Annotated in this window: 21 protein-coding genes; 8 read left to right on the top strand and 13 right to left on the bottom strand. The window is 55.0% G+C overall.

What is annotated here, in order from left to right:
• Positions 1-13 precede the first annotated feature (13 nt).
• The 7 genes from LG301_RS15055 to LG301_RS15085 all read left to right on the top strand — a co-directional run bounded on the left by LG301_RS15055 (position 14) and on the right by LG301_RS15085 (position 6,624).
• Positions 14-1,078 (top strand): ChuX/HutX family heme-like substrate-binding protein, encoded by a 1,065-nt coding sequence (locus tag LG301_RS15055; protein WP_404471967.1) that lies wholly within the window; start codon positions 14-16, stop codon positions 1,076-1,078.
• Positions 1,075-1,944, top strand: a complete 870-nt coding sequence (locus tag LG301_RS15060) for a hemin ABC transporter substrate-binding protein (protein WP_404471968.1) — start codon at positions 1,075-1,077, stop codon at positions 1,942-1,944. The genes LG301_RS15055 and LG301_RS15060 overlap by 4 nt, the downstream gene beginning before the upstream one ends.
• The gene (locus tag LG301_RS15065; protein WP_404471969.1) at positions 1,941-2,981 is read left to right on the top strand and encodes a FecCD family ABC transporter permease; all 1,041 of its coding nucleotides are present in this window, start codon (positions 1,941-1,943) and stop codon (positions 2,979-2,981) included. Before LG301_RS15060 ends, LG301_RS15065 begins: the two co-directional genes overlap by 4 nt.
• Positions 2,975-3,745 carry an ATP-binding cassette domain-containing protein gene (locus LG301_RS15070; protein ID WP_404471970.1) on the top strand — a complete coding sequence of 257 codons (771 nt, stop codon included), beginning with the start codon at positions 2,975-2,977 and terminating at the stop codon, positions 3,743-3,745. The genes LG301_RS15065 and LG301_RS15070 overlap by 7 nt, the downstream gene beginning before the upstream one ends.
• Positions 3,746-3,868: 123 nt before the next feature.
• Positions 3,869-4,216: a DUF6482 family protein gene (locus LG301_RS15075; protein WP_404471971.1), complete on the top strand. Its 348-nt coding sequence runs from the start codon at positions 3,869-3,871 to the stop codon at positions 4,214-4,216.
• A 157-nt stretch (positions 4,217-4,373) separates the two neighbouring features.
• On the top strand, positions 4,374-5,729 hold the full coding sequence (mgtE, locus tag LG301_RS15080; RefSeq protein ID WP_404471972.1) for a magnesium transporter: 1,356 nt from the start codon (positions 4,374-4,376) through the stop codon (positions 5,727-5,729).
• A 151-nt stretch (positions 5,730-5,880) separates the two neighbouring features.
• Positions 5,881-6,624 (top strand): sulfite exporter TauE/SafE family protein, encoded by a 744-nt coding sequence (locus LG301_RS15085; protein WP_404471973.1) that lies wholly within the window; start codon positions 5,881-5,883, stop codon positions 6,622-6,624.
• Positions 6,625-6,631: 7 nt separating this feature from the next.
• On the opposite strand, the gene LG301_RS15090 is transcribed toward LG301_RS15085, so the two are convergent.
• The 9 genes from LG301_RS15090 to LG301_RS15130 form a co-directional block, all read right to left on the bottom strand.
• Entirely contained in the window at positions 6,632-7,525 is an 894-nt protein-coding gene (locus tag LG301_RS15090; protein ID WP_404471974.1) for an EamA family transporter, read from the bottom strand.
• A complete protein-coding gene (phnX, locus tag LG301_RS15095) occupies positions 7,522-8,340 on the bottom strand; it encodes a phosphonoacetaldehyde hydrolase (protein ID WP_404471975.1) in 819 nt (272 codons plus the stop codon). Before phnX ends, LG301_RS15090 begins: the two co-directional genes overlap by 4 nt.
• Positions 8,340-9,476, bottom strand: coding sequence for a 2-aminoethylphosphonate--pyruvate transaminase (locus tag LG301_RS15100; RefSeq protein ID WP_404471976.1), 1,137 nt, complete (start codon positions 9,474-9,476; stop codon positions 8,340-8,342). The genes phnX and LG301_RS15100 overlap by 1 nt, the downstream gene beginning before the upstream one ends.
• A 53-nt stretch (positions 9,477-9,529) precedes the next feature.
• Positions 9,530-11,224 carry a putative 2-aminoethylphosphonate ABC transporter permease subunit gene (locus tag LG301_RS15105; protein ID WP_404471977.1) on the bottom strand — a complete coding sequence of 565 codons (1,695 nt, stop codon included), beginning with the start codon at positions 11,222-11,224 and terminating at the stop codon, positions 9,530-9,532.
• Entirely contained in the window at positions 11,221-12,345 is a 1,125-nt protein-coding gene (locus tag LG301_RS15110) for a putative 2-aminoethylphosphonate ABC transporter ATP-binding protein (RefSeq protein WP_404471978.1), read from the bottom strand. The genes LG301_RS15105 and LG301_RS15110 overlap by 4 nt, the downstream gene beginning before the upstream one ends.
• A 43-nt stretch (positions 12,346-12,388) precedes the next feature.
• Positions 12,389-13,438 (bottom strand): putative 2-aminoethylphosphonate ABC transporter substrate-binding protein, encoded by a 1,050-nt coding sequence (locus tag LG301_RS15115; RefSeq protein WP_404471979.1) that lies wholly within the window; start codon positions 13,436-13,438, stop codon positions 12,389-12,391.
• A 131-nt stretch (positions 13,439-13,569) separates the two neighbouring features.
• Positions 13,570-14,280 (bottom strand): GntR family transcriptional regulator, encoded by a 711-nt coding sequence (locus LG301_RS15120; RefSeq protein WP_263067076.1) that lies wholly within the window; start codon positions 14,278-14,280, stop codon positions 13,570-13,572.
• Entirely contained in the window at positions 14,273-15,001 is a 729-nt protein-coding gene (locus tag LG301_RS15125; protein WP_404471980.1) for an HAD family hydrolase, read from the bottom strand. Before LG301_RS15125 ends, LG301_RS15120 begins: the two co-directional genes overlap by 8 nt.
• Positions 15,002-15,070: 69 nt before the next feature.
• Entirely contained in the window at positions 15,071-17,818 is a 2,748-nt protein-coding gene (locus LG301_RS15130; RefSeq protein WP_404471981.1) for an EAL domain-containing protein, read from the bottom strand.
• 234 nt (positions 17,819-18,052) lie between these two features.
• Here LG301_RS15130 and LG301_RS15135 point away from each other — a divergent pair, with 234 nt between their 5' ends.
• Positions 18,053-19,585 (top strand): diguanylate cyclase, encoded by a 1,533-nt coding sequence (locus tag LG301_RS15135; RefSeq protein WP_404471982.1) that lies wholly within the window; start codon positions 18,053-18,055, stop codon positions 19,583-19,585.
• A 13-nt stretch (positions 19,586-19,598) separates the two neighbouring features.
• On the opposite strand, the gene LG301_RS15140 is transcribed toward LG301_RS15135, so the two are convergent.
• The 4 genes from LG301_RS15140 to LG301_RS15155 form a co-directional block, all read right to left on the bottom strand.
• A complete protein-coding gene (locus LG301_RS15140) occupies positions 19,599-20,903 on the bottom strand; it encodes a TRAP transporter large permease (RefSeq protein WP_263067072.1) in 1,305 nt (434 codons plus the stop codon).
• Between the two features lie 23 nt (positions 20,904-20,926).
• The gene (locus tag LG301_RS15145; protein ID WP_404471983.1) at positions 20,927-21,490 is read right to left on the bottom strand and encodes a TRAP transporter small permease; all 564 of its coding nucleotides are present in this window, start codon (positions 21,488-21,490) and stop codon (positions 20,927-20,929) included.
• A 186-nt stretch (positions 21,491-21,676) separates the two neighbouring features.
• Entirely contained in the window at positions 21,677-22,666 is a 990-nt protein-coding gene (locus LG301_RS15150) for a TRAP transporter substrate-binding protein (protein WP_404471984.1), read from the bottom strand.
• Positions 22,667-22,697: 31 nt separating this feature from the next.
• Complete coding sequence (locus tag LG301_RS15155) at positions 22,698-23,678, bottom strand: LysR family transcriptional regulator (RefSeq protein WP_404471985.1); 981 nt, start codon at positions 23,676-23,678, stop codon at positions 22,698-22,700.
• Positions 23,679-24,325 lie beyond the last annotated feature (647 nt).

Raw genomic sequence — 24,325 nt, forward strand, 5'->3', positions numbered from 1 at the left:
TTAGAGGTGTCATATGATTAATTCTCAGCAGATCGCTATTCTTGAAGCCTTCGACGCTGCGCGCGCAGCGCAGCCTCGCCTGCCCGCCATTGATATTGCCGAACGCTTATCCATCAGTGAGGGCGAACTTCAGGCCGCGCGCTTAGGCCGTGACGTGTGGACCCTGCCCCTCGCGCCGAAAGACCTTGCGGCGCATCTTTCTCTATTAGGCCGTGTCAAAGCACTCACTCGCTCCCGATTAGCCGTACTGGAGCAAACCGGTGATTACCCAGAACTAAATGGTGGGTCGCACACCGGCTTGCTGCTTGACCCAGGCGGCCTAGATTTACGGCTGCTGTTTTCCCATTGGCACTGGGCTTGCCTGATCCGCGACCCTATCTATGTCCCCATGTCCGCAGGGAACAAAACAGCCCAGTGGCGCTGGAGCCTGCAAGTTTTCAACCAACATGGCTGCGCTATTCATAAAAGCTTTGCGCTGGAAAATCCGCTACCTCGCCACTGGGGAGCGCTAGCCGCCCTAGGCACCATGGACACTCCCGCATTTACCCAGTGCGCTCCCCGCTTAAAGCGCGCCCTCCCGGAAGCGCCCACGCTCGCTAGCGAGTGGGCGGCGATGCGCGATGTACATCAATTCTTTACGCTGCTGCAGCGCCATCACCTAGAGCGCCTTGAAGCCAACCAGCTGATGGAAGGCCGCTATACACGTGCGCTTCCTGTCGGAGCCTTGGAACAGTTGTTAACCAACGCAAATCAGCGCGCGCTGCCCTTGATGCTGTTTGTGGCAAGCCCCGGCTGCGTGCAAATTCGCACTGGCATAGTGCCTGCGCCCCAGCGCGCCCGCGGCTGGCTAAACCTGTTTGGCGAGCAGTTCACCCTGCACCTGAATGACACCGCCATTGAGCAAGTGTGGCAGGTTAGCAAACCTAATCGCGACGGCGGCGTTACCAGCGTGGAGGCCTTTGATGCAGAGGGTTCTTTGGTGCTGCAAATTTACGCTGAACGCCAGGAAGGCCGCAATGAGCGTCGAGAGTGGCGACAGTTGCTGAATGAAATCGACAGCCAAGAGGCCGTGGCATGAACGCAACACGCTTCGCACGCCACTCGCTTACTACATTACTGATTGGCTGGTTAACTACCGGGGTTGCGCTAGCCAACGAGCGCTGGGTCATTTTGGGCGGCGATATCGCTGATACCGTTGCCGCCCTTGATGCGGATATCGAGGTCGTTGCCCGCGACGATACGGTGCTTCATCCCCCAGAAATGGCCGCTCTGCCTTCGGTAGGCTACCTGCGCCAGCTCTCTGCTGAAAGCGTGCTCTCAGTGGCGCCAGACCGGGTGCTGGCAGCGGGGCACGCCGGCCCAAAGGAGGTGCTAGAACAGTTAGAGGCCGTGGGTGTAACCGTTGATGTGATTGAGGCACCGGCTGACCTGTCCTCGATTGCCGAGAAAGTCCGCACGGTGGCCCAGCATACGCAGCGCCAGCCACAGGGTGACGCGCTGGCTGCCTCACTCACCGCCACCCTTGAACGCTTAGCATCCCTTCCCCCACTGCCTGACACCCGAGCGATGTTTATTCTTCACCACAGTGGCCTAACACCGCGAGTTGCTGGCAACGACACCGCCGCCCACACAGCCTTAACGGCCGTTGGCCTGAATAATGCGTTTGGCGAAATGAGGGGGTATCAAAGCGTGGCAGCCGAGGCGCTGGCAAAAGAAGCCCCCACGCTGGTGATTATGTCCCAACGGGGGTTGGAGGCGTTGGGCGGCGAGCACGCGCTATGGCGGTTACCGGGGATGCAGTTAACGCCCGCAGGACGTGAGAAACGACTAATCGTCATTGATGATCAAGCGCTGCTCGGTTTTGGCCCTCGCACGCCTGACCAGCTATTTACCCTGCGCCAGAACATTGAGGCACTGCCCGGCACCGAGCAGGCTAGCCGATGATTTCCGGCGCTTCCTATGATCGTTATCGCCCCTTACTGCCGCTTCGCCGAACCACACGTGTGCTGGGTGGCCTTACCCTGGCATTAATAATCGCCCTTGGCTGGGGAGCAGCTTCCGGCGCGCTGGGCGTATCACCCTGGGCACTCATCAATGGCAGCGCCGATGGGCTCAGCGTGCAGGTATGGTGGCAGCTGCGTTTACCTCGCTTACTGCTAGGCGTGGCCGTTGGCGCGATGCTGGCGGGTAGCGGAGCCGCCATGCAGGGGCTATTTCGTAACCCATTGGCTGATCCCACACTGTTAGGCCTTGCCAGCGGTGCGGGGCTATTTGTGGCGCTTTGGATTGTGCTTTTTCAGGGTAGCGCTGCCGGTAGCCTTTACGGCCAGTTTGCAGCGGGTTTTCTAGGGGCACTTAGTGTTTGTTTAGTGGTATTTGGCATTGCCAAGCGCCAAGGGGGTGGCAGTGCTGCCGTGATGTCGCTGCTACTCGCGGGCTTGGCCATCAACACCTTAGCCGGCGCTGGAGGCGGCGTGCTGGCATTTATGGCCAGTGATGAGCAGCTTCGCCAGCTCAGCTTATGGGGGATGGGCACGCTCACCAACGCTCTGTGGCGCACCACGGCCTTAGCCCTTGCCCTTATTGCGTTTGCCCTATGGCTGTTAATACGCAGCGCACATGAGCTTGACCTACTTCAGCTAGGCGAATCTACCGCCCATGCAGCAGGCTTGGATGCAACGCGCTTAAAACGCCGCGTGGTCGTTGCTACCTCGCTGGGTGTAGGGCTGTGCGTCGCGCTGACCGGTGTGATTGGTTTTCTTGGCTTGCTGGTCCCCCACTGCCTGCGGCTTTGGCTCGGGCCTGGGCACCGCCTGCTGCTACCCGCGTCTATGCTAGGCGGTGCACTACTGCTCGTCGTTGCGGACACTCTGGCACGCACCCTTGGCGCCCCCGCCGAAATCCCCGTCGGGCTGTTAACCAGCCTGTTGGGCGGCCCCTATTTCCTTTACCTTCTAATGCGTCGGAATCGAGCATGCTGACCCTACATCAAGCGGGCTTCACCACCTCGCCCACTATCGCGCCGTTGGACGGCACCCTTCGCCCAGGTGAACTGCTCGCCATTGTTGGGCCCAACGGCGCAGGCAAGAGCACCTTGCTCAGCATGCTGTCGGGGTTTCGCCCCTGTGAACAGGGCGAGCTACACCTGGACGGCAAGCGTCTGAGCGAGTGGCCAATCAGCGTGCTTGCCGACCGCCGGGCGCTGGTGGCCCAGCAAACGTTGCCAGGCTTTGATTGGCAAACCGGTGAACTGGTGAGTTTAGGCAGCAACCCTAGCCATGCGCTGATCGCGGAACTGCTGCATGATTTAGACTTATCGCACCTTGCCCAGCGCAGCGTGCTTTCGCTATCCGGCGGCGAACGCCAGCGGGTAATGATTGCGCGGGGTGCCTGCCAGTTACTTTCCCGGCGCTCCCCTACCGCCCAAGATGGTGGGCTTTTACTGCTGGATGAACCCACCAGCGCGCTCGATATCGGCCAGCAGCAGCGCTTAATGCGTCAACTACGCACCTGGGCAGAACGGCACTTTATGGCAATTGTCTGCGTGCTTCACGACCTCAATCTGGCCAGCACCTACGCCGACCAGGTATGGCTACTCGATCAAGGGCAGCGTGTTGCCCAGGGTACGCCTGCCCAGGTACTTGCCCCTCAGCGCATAGCGGCTATCTATCATGCGGATATTACGGCGCTAAGCCACCCGACATCACACCGCGCTAACCATACGTGGCTAGCACTCAATCATTAATTAGCCGCCATTACAGCAGGCTAGCAACATAAAGTGACGCAAGTAGAGCTACAAAAAGCTGTACAATACCACCACAAACTTTAGACTTTGAGATATAAGTTTATCGTCTGTTGAGGTAATGCCATGTCGTCTACGCTCCCCCCTCGTTTGACCCTAGAAGAACTGTCACAACGCTTACAAACCTCAGCACCACTGCCCGAGGTAGAACTGCTGGGGCTCGATATGGGCTGGTATATCGTGCGTCTGCACCACAATGATTCGGTTGGCTTGCTGGTCGATGAAACGGGTGAAACCAAGCGCTTTAGCGGCACCCAATGGGTCAGTCGTGCGCTCGCCCCGCTTGGCTTTACCCACGGCATCCTCACCTGGGCAGACGCTGTGGACGAAATGATTGGCAACGACACCCCGCCGGTGGGTGCCCAACAGCGTATGGCATACGGCGTACGCGTGGCATTTGAAACACGCCACTAACAACGCACCCCTCCAACGCTGTAACAGTGTCCAACGCCATGCCGGTCTTCAACGCCGTCATGGCTTTCAACCCTGCCTATCGATAAAATTCATCGTGAGCCATCAAGCGCTTTCTAGTGGTTGTGTTCAAAATTAATTCCCCCTAAGGATGGACTCTATGCGCGATGAGGAAAAATACACCAATACCGAGGAGCAGCTGCTTTATCTGCAGAAGCTTCTAGACGAAGAAGACAACATCGCCCTGAGCGAGCTGTTTACTGAGCTCGATATCTTAGCGATTGCGCGCACGCTTGAGTCTTTTCCGGCTAAAACTCGCGACCTCCTGTGGGACTACATCCCTGATGATGTGCTCGGTGAAGTGCTCGCCGAAGTGGATGAAGATATTCGTGCCGACTTTATTGAAGACCTTTCCGCCAGCGACGTAGAGCAAATCGTTAAGGGCCTGGATGCTCAGGAAGTGGCCGAGGTTCTCGATGTCGCTGACGACGAAATCAAAACGACCGTCTACGCCAGCCTGGATCAGGAGATCCGTGCTCATGTGGAAATTCTTCATGCTTATGAAGAGGATGTCGTCGGTCGTTACATGGACCCAGAAACGGTCAATGTAAAGCAGGGCGTATCACTAGAAGCGGTACAGCGCTATATCCGCATTCACCGGCTGCTAGACGATGAATCGCAACAGATTATGATTACTGACAAGGATAAGCGTCTACTGGGAACTCTATCGCTCATTGATCTCATCAAACAGCCGCAGGAGAGCACCGTTGACGAGCATATGGATGCTCCCTTCACACTCAATGATCAAATGAAGGTAGGCGATGCCGCTGCGCTACTCCGCTCCAAAGAACTGCCCTTTGTGCCGGTTTGTGATAGTGACGGGCTGTTAGTCGGTCAGCTAAACGCCTCCGACGTATTAGAGATCACCCAAGATGATGCGGACATGACGTTAAAGCACATGTCGGGCGTCAGCGATGAGGAGGAAGTCTTCACCCCTATTCTGCGAAGCGCAAAGAGCCGTGGCGTTTGGCTGGGCATTAACCTGCTCACCGCTTTCCTAGCCGCCTTCGTGATTGGGCAGTTTGAAGAAGTATTGGATCAAATTGTGGCGCTCGCCATCCTGATGCCGGTGGTGGCGAGTATGGGCGGGATCGCTGGCAGTCAAACCCTAACCGTGGTGATACGCGGTTTGGCGCTCGGCCAGCTCGCCGGTAACAATAAACAGTGGCTCTATAACAAAGAGCTTTGGGTAGGGATGATTAACGGCTTAGTGTGGGCGCTGGTTGTCGGCGGTATTTCCTACCTGTGGTTTAGCGATCCGCTGATTACGCTAGTCATTACGTTAGCCATCTTTTTAAACATGAGCGTTGCCAACTTATCGGGCGTGCTGATTCCCTTGGTGTTGAAAAGGCTGCAGATAGACCCCGCATTATCAGGCGCCGTCATTTTAACTACCGTCACGGATGTGGTCGGCTTTTTGTCGTTCTTGGGCCTCGCGACCGTGATTATTTTGTGATCACCCCCTATAACCGCACCAGGTGAGACATCCATCTATTTGCCTGCTAACATTTATCCCGCTCAACTTATCGGCACGATGCTTTTCAGCCCCGCGAATGCGGGGTTTTTTACGTTAGGCGTTTTTAACGACTGTTTACCAAGGATGTTCCATGCTTCCCGATTACTCCATTATCGCGTGGGTGTTAATTGTCTTTTCTGTTTACCTGACCGGCGTTTCAAAAGGCGGCTTTGCAGGCGGTTTTGGCACGCTTTCGGTACCCCTGATGGCGCTGGCGATTAGCCCTACCCAAGCGGCAGGCTTGTTACTGCCCCTCTTGCTCGTCATGGATGTATTTGCGCTAAAAGCATGGTGGGGAAAGCAGGCAAACGCCGAAGTGTGGCGATTTGTGCCGGGGTTAGTAATTGGCGTGACCGTTGGCACACTGCTGTTTGGCAGCCTCAGCGAAGAGGGTGTTCGATTGGTGCTGGGCGTTATCTCTGTGGTGTTTGCGGCGTATATGTTGCTGAAGCCAGTCGCTAAGAAGCCGATTTCCACCCGCTGGGCGCTGCCTGCCGCCAGCGTTTGTGGGTTTACCAGCTTTATTGCCCATGCAGGCGCACCACCGCTCAATATTTACTTGATGCCACGCAAGCTCTCTAAAGAGACCTTTATTGCCACCTGCACGGTCATTTATGCGGTAGTGAATGTTATCAAGTTAGGCCCGTATATGTGGCTTGGTGAAGTCAACGTTACCAGCGTTTGGGCGTCAATGCTGTTGGTGCCGGTAGCCTGGATGGGCGTGCGCAACGGGCTATGGCTACAAAGCCGCGTCAACGAAGCACTGTTTTACCGCCTTGTGATTCTGGCCATGTTCTTGGTGGGGATCAACTTGGTCTGGCAAGCAGTTGGCTAGCGCCTGCTTAAAGTGCCACCAGCAACAGCCCGCTCAGCATAATCAGCGTGCCTAGCGCTTTTGCTCTAGAGGCGGGTTCTTTTAGCCACAGCACGCCCATTAAAACGCCCACCGGAATGGAGAGCTGGCGTAGCGCCACGATGTAACTCACCTCGTCGGTTAGCGCCAGAGCCATAAGTACCAGGCCATACGTGCAGGTCATCATCAGGCCAGTGACGACCAGCATCACTAGCCCTTGCTGGCGGATAGCGGGCAACCGACGGCGCTCTGCCGGCAGCAGCGCCAGCAGCGGTACCGCCCAGGTCAACGTCATCACGGCCTGTAGCACCATAAACACCGCGCCTGCGGTTAAACTGCTGTGGCCTGCTACCTGCATCAACGCCAGAGCCTGCTTATCGATCAGCGAATAGCCCACCGTACCTGCGGCCGCCAACAGTGCAAACCCCATAGCGGGTGTTAAATAGGTCGATAGCCTGCGCGCCTCTGGATGGCTTAGCGGCAAGCAGAGCGCCCCTGCCACCACCAAGGCCATGCCAATTCCATCCCCCACATCCAGCGCGCGGTTGCCGAGCAGCCCAATGGATACGAGCGGTACCAGCACCACCGGCAGCGCCCGAGCGATGGGATAGAGAACGCTAACTTCCCCACGCGCATAAGCCCAGGCTAAGCCACCCATATAGAGCATTTGGCACAGCCCTGAGAGCGCTAGCCAGCCCCAAAATGCCTCGGGCAGCGCCGCCAACGATGGCCCAAGCCACACCAGCGGCAGCAACAATGCACCGCCTGCCCCGTAAGCCAAGGCAAAAAAAGCCAGCGATGGTGCATTGCGCTTACCCAATACGTTCCAACCAGCATGCATACACACCGAAAGCAGCACTAACGCCAGTGCGGCTGGACTCAAGGCCGCTCTCCTCGCTGTAAACGGGCATTAATGGCATCCACAACGCCGGGCAGTTCGGCGATAGTGGCAATGCTGTAGTGCGGTTTTGAGGGGGCAAACTGGGCGGCCACTCGCTCGTGGGCTGCACGGCGTTCGCTATCGCCCAGCGCATGATACTGGTTATAACTTAGTCCTAGCGCATTGCCTGAACAGGTGAGCGCGACCGTCCACATGCCGGCACGGCGCCCTTCAAGTAGGCCGGGGGCGGTATCGTCCACCTTGATACAGGCAGCGACATCGCTGATGCCTAAGGCAATCACATTAGCCAGCGCCTGGGCGGGATACGGGCGGCCATTGGGCACCTCGTCAGTGGCCACCACATGATCTACCGTTAAGCCGTTATCAGCGGCTAGCGCCACCACTTTTTCCATCACCACGGCCGGATAGCCGGAGCACGAACCTACCTTTAACCCCTGCATACGTAACCAAGTAAGCGTATCCAGCGCCCCCGGTATCACCGCCGAGTGATCGGCAATTTTGGCAATCTGCAGCGGCATAAAGCGCTCATAAAGCGCCGTCACATCGGCATCAGTCGGCAGGTGACCCACGGCTTGAAGAAAGCGCTCGGCTATCTCAGGCTGATCGCACAGCGTGCGAATATGCTCCCATTTGCCCATGCCCATCGGGCCACGTGCTTCTGCTAGGCTGATCGCCACACCCAGTTCGGCAAAGGCTTCGACAAATATCTGGGTCGGGGCGAAGGAGCCAAAATCGACCAGCGTACCCGCCCAGTCACAAATCACCGCCTGCAGACATTGAGGAGATTGATAGTGCATCAGGCACTCCTTGATTCAGTGAAGAGAGAAACACCCATATCCGTTAGGGCGTCTTGAATAACGCGGAGTAACTGCTCAATCACCGCCGCATCCAATTGGCCAATGCAGCCGATGCGAAAACTTTCGACGTCGGTTAATTTGCCGGGGTAGATCAAAAAGCCACGCGCCTTCAGCGCTGCATAGAACGTCTTAAATTCAAACGCAGGGTCGGTAGGGCTCAAAAACGTGGTGATGATGGGTGATAGCCATTCATCGTCTAAAAGCGTGCTGAAGCCTAACGCCCGCATGCCTCTTACCAGCACATCACGCGTGTGGGTATAACGTGCGCAGCGCCCCGGCACGCCGCCCTCTTCCCGGTGCTGGGCAAGCGCCGCTTGAAAGGCCACCACCGTATGCGTGGGCGGGGTAAAGCGCCACTGGCCAGTGCGCTCCATGTAGTCCCACTGGGCGTGTAAATCCAGGCTCAGCGAGTGGGCACGCCCCTGACCAGCAGCCAGTAGCGTCTGGCGAATGATCACAAAACCAAAGCCCGGTACGCCTTCGATGCACTTATTGGCTGATGAAATCAGCACATCAATAGGCGTTTTTGTCAGACTGATCGGTATGCCTCCAAACGAGCTCATGGCGTCCACGATCAGCGTTTTCCTGTGAGCCCGCACCACCTCAGCGATGGCTTCAAGCGGGTTCAAAATGCCGGAGCTGGTTTCGCAGTGAACTAGAAAAACGGCGGTAATGTCAGCATCTTGCTGTAGCAGTGCCGCCACTTCGTCGGGTTGCGGCGGTAAGTAGTCACCTTTATCCAGCGTCACATAACAACGGCCCATCATATCGAGCAGTTGAGCAGCCCGCTTGCCGTAAGCGCCGTTCATTAACACCAGCACTTTGCCACTAGGGTCGGTTGCGCAGGCCAGCGCACTTTCAACGGCGAACGTGCCGCTGCCCTGCATCGGCACACAGGCAAACTCGCTAGCGGCAGCGTCGGCCATGGCCAGCAGTTGCGCACGCACGTCGGCAGTCACACGGTTAAAGTCATCATCCCAGGAGCCCCAGTCGCGCAGCATGGCGGCTTTGGTCGCCTGGGACGTAGTTAGCGGCCCTGGGGTTAAGAGGTAAGGCACTTTTAAATCACTCATCATTTTGGTCTATACCAGATTATAAGCACATGTCAGCCGCTGGCGTAGCGGGCTATTTAGCCCGCCTGACGCCAACGCTGAGCGTTGTTTAAGAGAACGTGGGTAAGCGCAGCGTGGAGCAGTTTAACCACCAGCGAGGTCAGGAAAATCAGCACTGCCATGGCCGCGGCGCTGGCAAAATAGCCCGCCTCGTCCAGGTGTAGCACCGCCACTGAAGCCAGCCGCGTGTCACTGTTATAGAGGAACACTACCGCAGACACTGTCGTCATCGCATTGACAAATAGGTAGACCGAAATATCTAGCACGGCAGGCAGCGATACCGGCAATGTCACGCGGCTAAACGTGGTCCAGAACGGTACTTTTAACGAGGCTCCCACGGCTTCAAACTCAGGATCGAGCTGTTTCAGCGCAGTGACCGAAGTGAGATGGCATACCGTGTAAAAGTGCACGAGCGTGTTGAGCACCAGAATCGCCATAGTGCCGTAAAGCCAGTTAAGAGGGTTCCCTGCCTGGTTAAAAAAGAAGATATACGCGAGGCCCAGCACCATACCCGGCACCGCCATGGGTAGCATGGCCATAAAATGCAGGCCTTGGCGCAGCGGGCGATAGCCTTCGCTCTTTTCAATCAGCCACGCATTGAAGAAAATCACCAGTGTACCCACTAACGCGACGCTAAAGGCCAGTTTGAGAGAGTTAAACCAAGCCCCCCAGCCACTGCCCGCTAAGCCTTGAAAGGTATAGTGCTGCAGTGTGAACGACAGGTTGTAGGGCCAAAACTGGATGAGTGAAGCATACACCGCGGTACCAATGACTAGCAGAATCACCCCCGCGACCGAATAACACAGCAGCGCAAACGTCCAGTCTCGCAGCGGGCTAGGCGTGGGTTGCCATGGCACGGCCCGCGCCGAAAGCTGAGCCACCTGACGCTTTTGTATCCAGCGGTCAACGGCAAACGATAGCACCGCAGGCATTAGCAAAATAACGCTAACCACCGCGCCCATTTGGAAGTTCTGCTGCCCCACCACTTGGCGATACACATCGGTGGCGAGCACGCTGAATTGGCCGCCAATAATTTTCGGCACACCAAAGTCGGTAATGGCCAGCGTAAAGACAACGAACAGGCATGAAATCAGCCCGTAACGCACCCCTGGCAGCGTAATCGTCAAAAACGTACGCCACTTCGGTGTGCCCAGCGCTTCGGCTGCTTCATAGAGGCGTGCATCGCTGTTAGTCAGCGCCGTGGTGAGCAGCATTAGCGCATGGGGAAAAATCCAAAAACTCATGCCCATCACAATGCCAATCGGTCCATAAATCGAATGGCCTGCCAGCACGTCGCGCAAAAACCCCTGGTTGCCAAACAGATAAACCAGACTAATAGCGGGCAGCAGGGAAGGTGCCAAAATGGGCAAAATTGCCAACATGCGAAAGAGCCGCTTGCCCGGCATGCAGGTACGGGTAATGCCGTAGGCGCATAAAAAGGCCAGCCCAGCGACGACCACCGTGGTGGTGAACGCCACGCGCAGCGAATTGGCAATTGAGTTGACCAGTGCTGGCGTTTGAAAGTACTGCACAAAGTTGGCTAGCCCAATAAAGTCGCCGCTGCGGTCTTGCAGGCTTTTCACCAACATCGCCAATAGCGGAAACAGCAGGCCAATCACTAACAGCGCCACGCCCGCTAACAGCACGAGCAGGCGAATCCACGCCTCCAGTGAAGGCTTTGAGGCAGAGCCTGAAAACGTACTTGCCCTCATGACGGGTTGCTCCCTGCCGGATATAAACGGGCAGCATCGGCAGGCAAATGGATACCCAGGTTTTGCCCTAGCCGCAATCCCAGTGCGGCGCTATCACGACTGGGAACATCAGCCAGCAACCGTTGCTCGGTACCGTTAAATTGCAGCGACACCCGCTGAAACGCCCCTAAAAACTCAATACCCATCACCTCACCGCTCAGCCCGGTGGTGCTAGCACTAAGCGCGACCGCTTCAGGGCGAATGGCCAGTTGCGCTGCTTGGCCTTGCGCGTAGGCATGCGGCAGGCAAGGGCATGAAATAGTACCTAGCAACGCCTGGTTATTCGCCTGGGCGGTCACCTCTAAAAAATTCATGGTGCCGATAAATGACGCCACAAAAGCGCTGGCGGGCTGATGGTAGATCTCAGCGGGCGTTCCCACCTGTTCGATTACCCCATGGTTCATTACCACGATACGATCTGCCATGGTGAGTGCTTCTTCTTGATCGTGGGTGACCATAATGGTGGTCACGCCAAGACGCGCCTGTAGCGCTTTGATCTGATGGCGCAAATGGCCGCGCACTCTCGCATCCAGCGCTGAGAGGGGTTCATCAAGCAGTAACAGGCCCGGTTCGGTCGCCAGCGCTCGCGCTAGCGCAACCCGCTGCTGCTGCCCGCCAGAAAGCGCGGCAGGATATTTATGCTCGCTACCGCTAAGATCAACCAGTGCAAGTAACTCCGCTACGCGGGCATCAATTGTCGCCCGATCACTGCGGCGGTTGCGTAGCCCGTAGGCAACGTTATCGAACACCGTTAGATTGGGAAACAGCGCATAAGATTGGAACACAATGCCAAAATCCCGCGCTTGCGGGGGCAGCATGGAAATATCCTTGCCACGCTGAATTAACGTGCCCGCTGTTTGCTGAGCCAGGCCTGCAATAGTGCGTAACAGGGTCGTTTTTCCGCAGCCAGAAGGCCCTAAAAAGCAGACAAACTCGCCCTCCTGAATCTGTAGCGCAATGTTGTCCAGCGCAGTAAAGCTTCCAAAGCGTTTAGTGACCGATTCAATACTCAGATGAGGCATCGCTGGGGGAACCGCTGTGGGCGAATCGGCGGCCAGCAGCGAGGTCATAATAGGTTGCATAACATCTCCAAGCCCCGGCCTAGGCCGGGGAACTGATCTCTGCTTACTGTTCTGTCTTACCGTCGTAGCGGCGCTGCCACTCAGCCAGTACGCGCTCGCGATTGACGGCAGCCCACTGGAAGTCGGCATCAATCATGCGATCGGCAATGTCCGCAGGGTAGTTTTCAATCGGCTGTGCCACACCGGGGTAGGCCACCACGGCGTAGCCTTCGTTATAAAGCTCGTTAGCCTCGCGGGACACGGCCCAGTCCATCAGCGTTTGGGCAGCTTCCTGTTTAGCGGTACCGGCCACGATGGCGGCAGCTTCCATATCCCAGCCCAGCCCCTCTTCTGGGAAAATCACTTCAATTGGTGCGCCTTGGGATTTTAATCGTGCACCCCGGAAGGCAAACGACACGCCAACAACCGCTTCGCCGGTGGCCGCCAGGCTACATGGCGCAGAGCCTGAGTGGGTGTAACGGGAAATGTTGTTATGCAGACGGTCCATATAGTCCCAGCCCTGCTCTTCGCCCCACAGCTGCATCCAGCTGGCCACATCCAAATAGCCGGTACCAGAGGAGTTGGGGTTAGGCATGATCACATGCCCCTCAAACTCAGGCTGGGTCAGGTCTTCCCAGGAGGTTGGCATGGGCACGCCCTGGCGCTCGCCCTCAATGGTGTTGTAGCAAATGGCAGCTACCCAGGCATCCATGCCCACCCACGCAGGGTATTCACCGTTACGGTAAGCAGCATCAACGAATTTTGGATCAAGATTTTCAACGCCAGTGGGGGCGTAGCGCTCCAGCATGTTTTCTTCTTCAAGCACCAGCAGACTAGTGGCTGCTAAGCCCCAGATGACATCTGCCTGGGGGTTGTCTTTTTCCGCCAGCAGGCGCGCAGTAATCACGCCCGTCGAGTCGCGCACCCAGTTAATGGTGATATCGGGGTGAGCAGCATTAAAGCGCTCGGCATATTTTTGCAGGTCATCTGATTCAACGGCGGTGTACACCGTTAACTCAGTGGCGCTCGCCATAGAGGTGAAGGTAACAGCCGCCGTTGCAAGCAAAGCAGCGGCTATTTGAGTGGGTTGAAACAACCGGTGAAGGGTCGACATAGTAGGCTCCTAGCGTTTTGGTATAGACCAGGAGTTTGCCGTGGTTAAATGACACTGCGATGACGCTTGCTTGACCGTTTTTTTAAGCTGTGATGTACGCTTGGATGGACGGTATTAGGCAACCGTTACGCTCACTGCTGCCCAGCCAGATCAACGCTGATGCAAAGGGAATCATGCAGCCAGTGCTCCTCATCAAACTCAATAGGCCGCTGCTGATCGTCGAAAATAGCGCGGCAAATATTGAGTCCTGCAGCGCCTGGGGCAACGAGTAACTCTTCGGCATCGAGTGGCGACAGTGCTTCAGACACCATGCGGATCGAGCGATTGGCTAAGTGGTGCCCCCAGCGCTCTCTTAACAGCCCCCACAATGATTGTCCGCTGTAGATGTCGAGCAACTCTGGCGCTCGCTCTGGCACTACCCAAAGCGACTCCACCAGTACAGCGCGATCATCCACGTAACGGCGACGGCGAATATGATGGAACGGCTGGTCATCGGGCAGCTCCAGGGCACGGGCCGCCGCTAAGTGTGGGCAGGTTTCAAGCTTTAGAACCGCAGTGCGCGGCTGGCGCCCCTGAGCACGCACATAATCGTTAAAGCCTGCGTCTCGGGTAGGGTCATACACCAGCCGAGCCGGTGAAATAAACCAGCCTCGCCGATTGCTGCGGTGAATGAGCCCTTCTCCCTCCAGTTGCGCCAAGGCTTGGCGCAACGTAACGCGGGTCGTCGAAAAGCGCTCTGCCAACGCTCGTTCGGCGGGCAGTTTACCTTCCCACTGAGTTGCGTGCTGAGTAATTAAATAGCGAAGCTGTTCTGTTAACTGTAAATAGTAAGCATCAGGCATGCGCCGATTTTCCAGATAGATCGTTGGCCGATGAAGCGCCGTTCGACGCTGCTATCCGCCAGTCTAATCGCCGCCATCCTTCGACACTAGCAACCTCCGCCAGCACAGGGTCTGGATTCACCGCTACCGGGCAGTCAACATATTGCAGCAGCGGGATATCGTTGCGGGAATCCGAGTAGAAGGTAGTGTGGCTGGGAGTGATGTTTTGCTCGGTTAGCCACTGCTGGAAACGCACTACTTTGCCGCTTCGATAGGAGAGCACGCCTTTACTCTGGCCGGTGTAGCTTGCTCGACTCCCCGCGTGCTCGACACTGAGCTCTACCGCCAGCACATGCTCAATCCCTAACATTGTCGCAATCGGTGCCACCAAGTGATGCGATGACGCCGAAATAAGAACCAAGGTGTCGCCTGACTGACGATGCGCGTCGAGGCAGCGCCAAGCGTGATCAAAAATACGCGGCTGTAGATGAGTGGCGACAAAGCGCTCTACTTCTTTCTGCACATCACTGACGCGACGCCCCCGCAGCGGCGCCAGGGTCATCGCCAGGTATTCTTCAAGCTTTAACTTACCCGCGTGATACGCCTGCTGCATCTGCTCGGCACGCGCCATAAAGGTCTCGGCGTCACGGATCCAGCCCTGTTCTATCATCCATAAATTCCAGCGGTCGCTGCAGTCTCCATCCAGGAGGGTGTCATCAAGGTCAAACAGAGCGAGGCGCATGGGGCACTCCTTTTTTCGCGGGTTCGGCGGCGCGTAGGGTATGCCAACGATGATGACAGGACGATGACGTTAACGCTGAAAATGGGGGTTACTGTTTCTGACTGCTGTTTCAGAGGTTGAAGAGGTTAACCACGTCGCAGCAAACTCCTTGGCTGGAAGTGGGCGGCCAAACCAGTAACCTTGGGCTTGGTTACAGCCCATTTGTGCTAATAGCTCGGCTTGGGCGGCGCTTTCGACGCCTTCGGCCAAGGTTTTCATTCCTAGGGCGTCGGCCATGGCAATAATGGTTTGTACAATCGTCCGGTCGTGATGGTTATCAAGCATGTCACGAACGAAGGAGATGTCGATTTTTAGCGCATCGGCAGCAAACCGGCGTAAGTAGGCAAGCGATGAGTAGCCGGTACCGAAATCATCAATAAACAGCGCATAGCCTGCTTGCTTCATCGCTTGCGTAATAACGACGGCCTGATCAGGGTCACGCATAAAATCGCTTTCCGTCAGTTCCAGGGCAATGGCGCTTGGCACCACGCTAGCCGTTAACTCCCCCACTCGCGTCGTCAATTGGGGGTCGGCAAACTGCTGAGCGGAGATATTGATCGATAGCCTGCCCGGTAGTGGCGTATCGCACGCCTGCCATTGAGATAGCTGACGGGCGGCCTCTTCCAGCACCCAGTCACCCAGGATGCGGATTAACCCACGCTCCTCAGCCAGGGGAATAAACTCGCCTGGGCTTACCCACCCCCACTCAGGATCAAACCAGCGGCATAGCGCCTCTGCACCCGTCAACATTTGAGTGCGTAAATCCACCTGAGGTTGGAAGTGGAGCTCCAGCCGCCGCTCTAAAATCGCCAAGTGTAGCCGCTCTGTCATCCATTGGCGGCGCTCCAGTGTATGGCGCATAGTTAAGGTATATGGAGAGATATTGGTATCGCGCTTTTTGGCGTGATGCAGCGCAATACTGGCCGCATTAAATAGCTCACTGACCTTGGCGACATCACTAGGATAGCGCGCAAAGCCAATGCTCACGTCCAAATTGAAGACGCGATGGTCAAGGCGAATGGGACTTTTCACTAAATCGCAAAGTTGCTTAACCACTTCATCCAGGCTAGCGCGCTCAGTAAGGGGCAACAGCAACGCGAACTCATCTCCTGAAAGGCGTGCGCAGTGTACATTCGGCAAGTCTAAATGGCGCAAACGCCCTGCCACCGTGGCAAGCAGCTGGTCGCCAATTTGATGGCCGTGCAAATCATTAATTTCTTTAAAGCGGCGTAAATCTAACAGTAGCAGCGTTAATGACGAGACCTGCTCCTCAGCTTGTTGCCCCATCACCAGCAGGTGTTCCATAAACTGCACGCGGTTTGGCAGCCCCGTGATACTGTCGGTGTAAGCAAGGTGATGTATGTAGCGATGGTCGCGCCGTCGCTCTAGCTCAGCCGCTGCACCGTTAGAGAGAATTTGCAGCACCGATGTGGCAAATGCGTTGGTGGTTAACGGCGCTTGATAAAACACCATCATTACCCCAATAGCTTCGCCTTTGGCGTTATCCAGGCGACGCCCAATCCATGCCTGGGCGTTCAGCGCGGCACCCGGCAGGGCAAACTGCTGGCCATGATGTACGACGCTCTCTTGCTCTAGAACCACTCTCTCGATGGGTGTGTCGCGCAGCAAAAATGTGTGGTTTTTCTGGGTCTGTCCATTCACCACAATACTAACGGTATGAGCCGTTGTCGCCGGTAATAAAGTATCCACATGGAGGGGTTCGTCTCTTCGTACCAGCACCGGCTGATCCAAAAGTACGATTAACCCCGCATCAGCTTCAAGTAGCCCTGTGAGCGTAGCAATCAGCTGTTGAAAGTAGCCATCACCGCCCCTTGTGGTTACTGTGGAGGCTACTTTCACTACGGCTTGCTGGACCCGTTGTGACTCTTGCTGATCCGTGACATCGGTAATAAAACCCTCAAAACAGAGGACTTCGCCCGAATCAGCAAAAATAGCTTGCCCCTGCTCCCAAACCCATCGCTCACTGCCATCCCGGTGACGGATACGAAACGTCAGACGATATGGCTGGCGACGCTGCACAGCGCTTTCAACTTCCTGTGCGACGCGGGGCAGGTCTTCTGCGTGTATCAATGAGCTATAGCTGATCACGCGGCTGTCTACTAATTCATCAGGGCTATAACCGGTGAGCGTTTCAGCGCCTTTACTCACCAATTGCATGGTCCACTCTTGATCATTTAAGCAGCGATAGGCCATGCCCGGCAGATGGTTAAGCAGCGTATTTAGACGTCGCTCACTCTCTTTGGCAGCAGCTTCGCTTTTGCGAAGCGCGCTTTCTGCTTGGCGACGCCCTAGCTCTGATCCCGCCTGGGCCGCTGCGATGCGAATAATATCGCTTTCAACCCCGCTAACACGCAGCGGCTGGTTATGCAAGAGAGCAAGCAGCCCGATCGCAGCCCCGTCTGTTGCAAATAGCGGCACTCCCATATAGCTTTCCGCGCCCAGCTGCCCCAGTAGCTCATCTTGAGGAAAGCGAGCTTGCACATCGCAGGGATATAGACACGCTTCCCGACCCACAACGGTTTCACAAGGCGTTCCCACCAACGGGTAGGTGAAGTTTTCCTGTAGCTGCCCGGCGGACCAAACCGCCAAGGTTTCTGCTAGATCCCCACCTGTGACAGCTGCAATCAACACATGATCGACGCACAGCAGATGAGCAAGCTGCTCCACCAGTGCCTTAAAAAAATTAGGCGTACCGCTTAGCGATAACCCCTCCGCTAACTGTCGGAAAGTATCCGCCGCGTCATTACGTTTGTGCATGTCGCACTCGCCTTGTTATTTGAAGCCGCTAAGCAATATGTAATATGTTAAAGCCGCTCAGCCATTGGCATGACCTCAATAATAGAGCACAGCCCATAACGAAGGGTAAACGGAAATTTTACGACGTTACCATGTTCACAAATGAGGACGAGTGTTCGCCATAGGTATATGATAAAACGTAAAGAACACACCTTGGTGCCAACCACCGCGCTGATGAGTGCAACTGGAGAAGATATGAACAGCCTTTCAGCGGTGGACATAACACGCTATACGGCGCTTACTGAAGAGCTTCCCCTTTTTGTGAGCAAAGCACTGTTACAGTGTTCACACCTGCCCACGCTTCCGGCAGTCGCGTTAAAAATAGTCGCGCTTGCCCGCACACCAGCCGCCACTCTTCAAGATTATGGGCAGGCGGTTGAGTTCGACACGGCATTAACCACCCGGCTTATTTCTGTGGCTAATAGCGTGTATTTTATGCGCTCTTCTCAACCTGTTAAGACCAGCCTCGAAGCCACCCAACGCCTAGGACTTGATGCCACTCTAGCCACTGTTTTGAGCTTTAGCCTGCTGCGCCACACCCAGGGGAATGCGACCCAAGTTCGCATCTGGCAACGTGCCATCACCTCGGCGATTGTGGCAAGCCGCCTAGCCCAGCAGCTTTGCCCCGCCTCTAGGGGCAGCGTATTTACCGCAGCGCTGTTACAAGATATTGGCATCTTAGCGCTGCAAGCGGCGTACCCACAGGAAGTGGAAAAGCTCTACGCTAATAGCGGCACCCCTCATCAGCAAATAGCCCGCGATGAACGGCAACACTTTGGTTGCGACCACACCCTAGTAGGCGCTTGGCTGGCCACTAAATGGGGCATGCCTGCCACCCTCGTTGATGAAATTCACCAAAGCCACGATGGCTTACTGACCGACCACCTGGCAACGCTGTGTGTACGTTTATCCGGACCAATTGCCGATGCCTGGCTTGCAGCGGAACCCGTTAGCGCCTTTGCGACGCTACTGCGTCAGCTCACTGCGATGAAAAACACCCCGGCACTGGCGCTAGACAACCTGCTGCATCACTTGCAGGAAGACCTCGCCATACTGGCTGATACGCTGCAGCTGAGCCACACCACTGAGATGGATAGCCACGCGCTACTCATCGAAGCCCAGCAACTTCTTTTTCAGCACACGCTAACGCTCAGCGCTCGGCTTGACGAACAAAACCAGCGATTAGAAAGCTTACACCAGCGCTATGCAGCGCTTGAGAAACAGAGCCGCCTTGATCCGTTAACCCAGCTGGCCAATCGCGCTTGGCTGGAAGAGCAAATACGAGAGCGCTTTGCGTTTTGCCAGGAAAACGATCGCACCATGTCAGTGGTGTTTATCGACCTTGATCACTTCAAGGCACTTAACGACCGCTATGGTCACCGCACCGGCGACCAAGTGCTTGAGCGTTTTGGTCATACCCTTGCATCACTGATTCGTGCGGGCGATTTAGCTGGCCGCTACGGCGGTGAAGAGTTCCTCATTATCTTACCCGACGAAACAGCCCAAACGGCCAAGCTGTTTTCCCAGCGCATTACCCAACACCTCAAAGAACAGCCAATGGCAATCGTTGACCAAAAGCCGGTTTATGTGTCGGTTTCTATTGGTGTGGCTTGCTTGTGCGATGGTGGTTTTGGTAATGAACGCGAACTAATCGATGCCGCCGACAAGAGCATGTACTTCATCAAACGCTCTGGCCGAGGCGGCATAGCGATCTATGGTGGGGAGTGAGCGCCACTAACCACTAGCGATTCATTGCCTGGGGTAGATAGAGCGCGATCTCGGGGAAGAGATGCATTAAGGCAATCGCCAGCATCATCAGCAGGAAGAACGGCAGCGTGGCTTTGGTAATAGTGAGTATATCCTTACCGGTTAACCCCTGGATAACAAACAGGTTAAACCCCACGGGCGGGGTGATTTGCGACATCTCGACCACAATCACCAGATAGATACCAAACCAGATCAGATCAAACCCAGCCGCACTTACCACCGGCATAATAATCGCTGTGACAAGCAAAATCAGTGAGATACCATCCAAAAAACAGCCCATAATCAACAGCAGCACCGTTAAGGCTACTAACAGCATCGTGGGGGATAGCCCCATTTCGCCAATCGTGCGAGCTAGCTGCATGGGTACCTGCGTAAAGCCCATTGCAGAGGTTAGAAATGAAGCACCCGCAATAATAAAGGCGATCATGCATGCGGTACGCACGGCGGCAAATAACGAGCTGGTAAAGATGTCTCGATTGAAGTGGCCATTAAAATGCGCGATGACCATCGACAGCACAACGCCCACCGCTGCCGCTTCTGTGGGCGATGCCAAACCTCCATAAATCGAGACAATAATACCGCCAATCAGCAGCAGAATGGGCACCAGCGACCAGGTGTTGCGCAGCTTCTCAACAAAGCTCATACCCGACTCATCAGCGCCGGTTAGCCCGTCACGGTTACCTTTCAGCAGTGCCCACAGCACCAGATAGGTCATAAACATGGCCAAGATCATTAGCCCTGGGCCAATACCTGCCATAAATAGCCGGGTAATGGACTGCTCAGTCACTACGCCATAAACAATCAGCACAATGGAAGGCGGTATCAACAAGCCAAGCGTTGAAGCGCTAGCCAATGTACCAATCGCCATGTTGCTGTCGTAGCCGCGACGCTCAAGCTCCGGCAGGGTCATTTTACCCACCGTTGCACAGGTTGCCGCTGAAGAGCCACAAACGGCGGCAAACATGCCGCTGCCAATAATATTAGTGTGGAGCAGACGTCCCGGCAGGCGATTTAACCAGGGCGACAAGCCACGAAACATATTGTCGGCAAGACCTGAGCGAAACAGAATCTCACCCATCCAGATAAACATCGGCAATGCCGTTAAATCCCAGCCATAGCTTGCTCCCCAAAAATCCGAGGCAAGAATAGGGCCGGGGTCGAAGGGACTAAAAAACTGAAGAGCAACCCAAGCAGTGCCAATCAGAGCAAAGGCAATCCAGACGCCACTGCCTAACAGCACCACGAGGGTAAAGATGGTAGCCAAACTAAGTAATAGCACGAGGGTGTCTCCTGGGTAGCGTCTTAATGCGCTTCGTTGTCGTCGATAGCGGTTGCTTCACGGAAGCTCGCAGGGTCGTGGATAGCGATACGCAGCGCTATCCACAAGGCTTCCAGAAGTGCCAATGCCAAGAGCCCTACCCCAACAACTAATACCGACTGCGGTATCCACAAGGGAATCGATAAAAAGCCTGACGATACATCGTTATATTGAAGGCTTTCTCTTGCCAGCCCAACTAAGCCATAGGCCAGCAAAAGGCTAATCACTACCGCAATAAGCAACCCAAACACCTCAAACCAGACGCGTATGACAGAAGGTAGACGCGAGATAAGCAGCGTCACCCGAATATGCGCATGGTGAACAAAGGTATAGGCAAGCCCAAGAAATGTGGCGCCGACTAACAGATAAGACGCCATCTCAGACACGCCGGTGATGCTCACGCCGAGTCGGCTCAAGCCAACCAAAACAAGCAGCGCATCGACTAATCGAAACGTGACCTGCAGTGCGATAAGCGCACAAATAGCCACCATACACGCGGCTGCACCCCAAGCACCTAGGCGGTAGAGTTTGTCGAATTTAAACGTCATGTTCGCAGTCTCATTAAGCGCGTGGGTGGGAAGGGCGGCAAACGCTGCCGCCCTTAAAGCCAGCATTGGTTATTAAGGCTAGTTATTAAAACTAGCGATTAAGTCCCGTTGCTAAGCTTAGTTACTAATACTCAGATACTAAGAATCAGCTGCTAAGACCCAGAACTAAGGCTCAGCTGCAAAGACTCAGTTATCACGCTGTTCGCGATAGCTCTCTAAGGCTTGTTTTGCATCGTCGTCAGCACGGGATTCCCAGTCAGCAAATAGCTCATCACCTGCCGCTTGCAGTGCAGCAGAGACCGCTTCATTCGGCTGAGAAACCGAAATACCGTTTTCTTTCAGTGCTTCCAGACTAGTCTCATTGTTTTCACGACTCATTTGCCAGCCACGCTCTTCGGCACGTGCCGCCGCTTCCATCAAGGCATCTTGGGTAGCCTCATCTAAGCGGTCAAAGCTGCGCTGACTCATAAACACAATGTTTTTAGGCAGCCACAAGTTGGCATCGGTGTAGTCGGTCACATAGTCCCAGGCAGCCATGGAGTTACCGGTAGAACTAGAGGTAATCATGGCATCCACGCGTCCGGTGCTAAACGCGGTAGGGATATCAGACTCTTCGGTTTCGGTGGGGCTGCCGCCTAAATTATCAACGAAGCGCTGGGTATTAATATTCGGTGCGCGCACCCGCAGGCCATCAAACTGATCGGGGTCCGTTAGCGGCGCTGAGGTGTAAATGCCCTGCGCTGGCCACGCCACTGCATATAGAGGAACCATGCCTTCATAGGCAAATAGCTCAGTTATCATCGGTTTCGTGGCTTCCCACAAGGCATAGGCATCTTCATAACTCCCGGCAACCCCCGGCAGCGTATCGACTTCAAAAATCGGGTCATCATTGGAAAGAATCGACAGGAACACTTCGCCAGCATCAATCGTGCCCCGACGCACCGACGGTTTAATTTCACCATGAGAGACCAGAGAGCCGCCGCTGTGCACCGTAATGGTTAAGTCACCGTTTGTGGCCTCAGCCACATCCTCTGCAAACTGTTTATTATTTTGGGTATGAAAACTGGCATCGCCATAAGGCGTTGCCATGGTCCATTCAGCCGCATGGGCAGTCGCCGCAGCGGCAAGGCTGCATGCGGTCACGAGCAGTAATGGCGTTGTTATACGTTTATGCATGAGACGTCCTCTTATTCATATTAATGGAAGTTCAGGTTAGTCGAGCTATTGCTTCAGAGGTTGCGCTGGGTTGAACCCAACGCCCGGTAAAACATGTATTTGCCATGTCCTCGCGCCGCTCTCTAGCATAGTTAACGGCACACTCCTGGGCGATCCGGCCCACACTGCGACAAAAACGAAGATGATTGGCACTGCGCCATATCACATCATAGTTCATAGGTGGCAAAGGCACGGGTAGCGCTAAACGGTATAGGTCTCCCCGTTGCCACTCATCTAATACGGTAGCGACCGGAAGCGCACCGATACCCAATCCCTCAATTGTCATCCGTGCAATGGTCATTAAGGTGCTAACGCTATGGATGCGAGGCTGTTGGACACCTACGTCAGCAAGGTAACGGACTAGCTCTTCATAGGGGCGAGCCTGCCGACCAAAGGAAATAAACGGCAACGACTGGCACCAGGCAGTGGGGTGTTTGTTGAGCAACGCCGCATGACGAGGTGAAACAAACATGCCCATCTCATAGGGATTTAGCGTAACGCACTCAATTTGCTCTGGAGCCAAATACCCGTTCATTGCCAGCAAGATATCCAGCTCGTTGCGCATAAGTCGATCATTAAGAACCGGCGAGTAATCAACGGTTAGTTCAATAATAAGCTCTGGAAAACGATTAGTAAGTTGCTGAATAAACGCGGGAAACCAGCTATGTGCAATGGTTTCAATGGTGCCAAGCCTAAGGGGGGCAGAAAACGTCTCGGCACTGTCAAACATCTTCAGCGCCTCATCACGCTGATGCAGTATGCGCTCAGCATGCAGGAAGAATTCGCGACCACGCATCGTCGGCTGGATCGGGCGCGCCGAACGCTCAAGCAACCGCTCACCTACGCTGCTCTCCAGGCGTGAGATACGCTCAGAAACAGAGGGCTGCGTGATGTGTAGACGTACCGCTGCCTTGCGAAAAGAGCCAAGCTTTACCGCCCATACAAAAGCGTCTAGCTCCTTGAAATCAAGCATAGGTTTGCCTAAACAACGGTTGCAGTAGCATCGGCGAGGACTCCTATACAACGCAGGTAGCATCGCGCGTCGTGCTGCTTATGATCGCAATGTGTCACTGGGTAAAATGGTCGCATTGCAAGATAATGCAATTTTGGGGCCAGCATAATAGATCTACCTATTGCGCCTGGCGGTATCGTGACGAACTGCCCCATGGCCGACGTTTGCATGTTTCACTCCTCAAAACTACTCACTGTCTGCGGATTATTATTAGCGCTATGGATATTCATGAGGGCTGACGTGAGCGTTTTTTATAATCTTTTATCGAGTCGCTTTATTTATTTGATAATCGTATTCCTGCCTAGCGTCAACTATTTTTCCAATAAATAACAGCATGATAGGAAGTGCCGATACTAAGTATCGCTAAAAACGATTGGAACTTAACAAGATAGGTTCATATATTGGTTTTAAGACACTATACGGGTAACCAAGCAAATTATTTACAGCAGGCCTCGATAAAAAAGCTGGCTGCCGGTATTTCAAAAGACGTTCAAATATTAGCACTCCTTTATTAAAACAAGCACTCTTTGCCAATACCGCTTATTAACAGCACGTTTTTAATAAACACGTTATTCTTAAACACGTCGTTCTAATAAATCTAAAACAGG

The sequence above is a fragment of the Vreelandella venusta genome, from assembly GCF_044809155.1.
GTDB classification, from domain to species: Bacteria; Pseudomonadota; Gammaproteobacteria; order Pseudomonadales; family Halomonadaceae; genus Vreelandella; species Vreelandella venusta_B.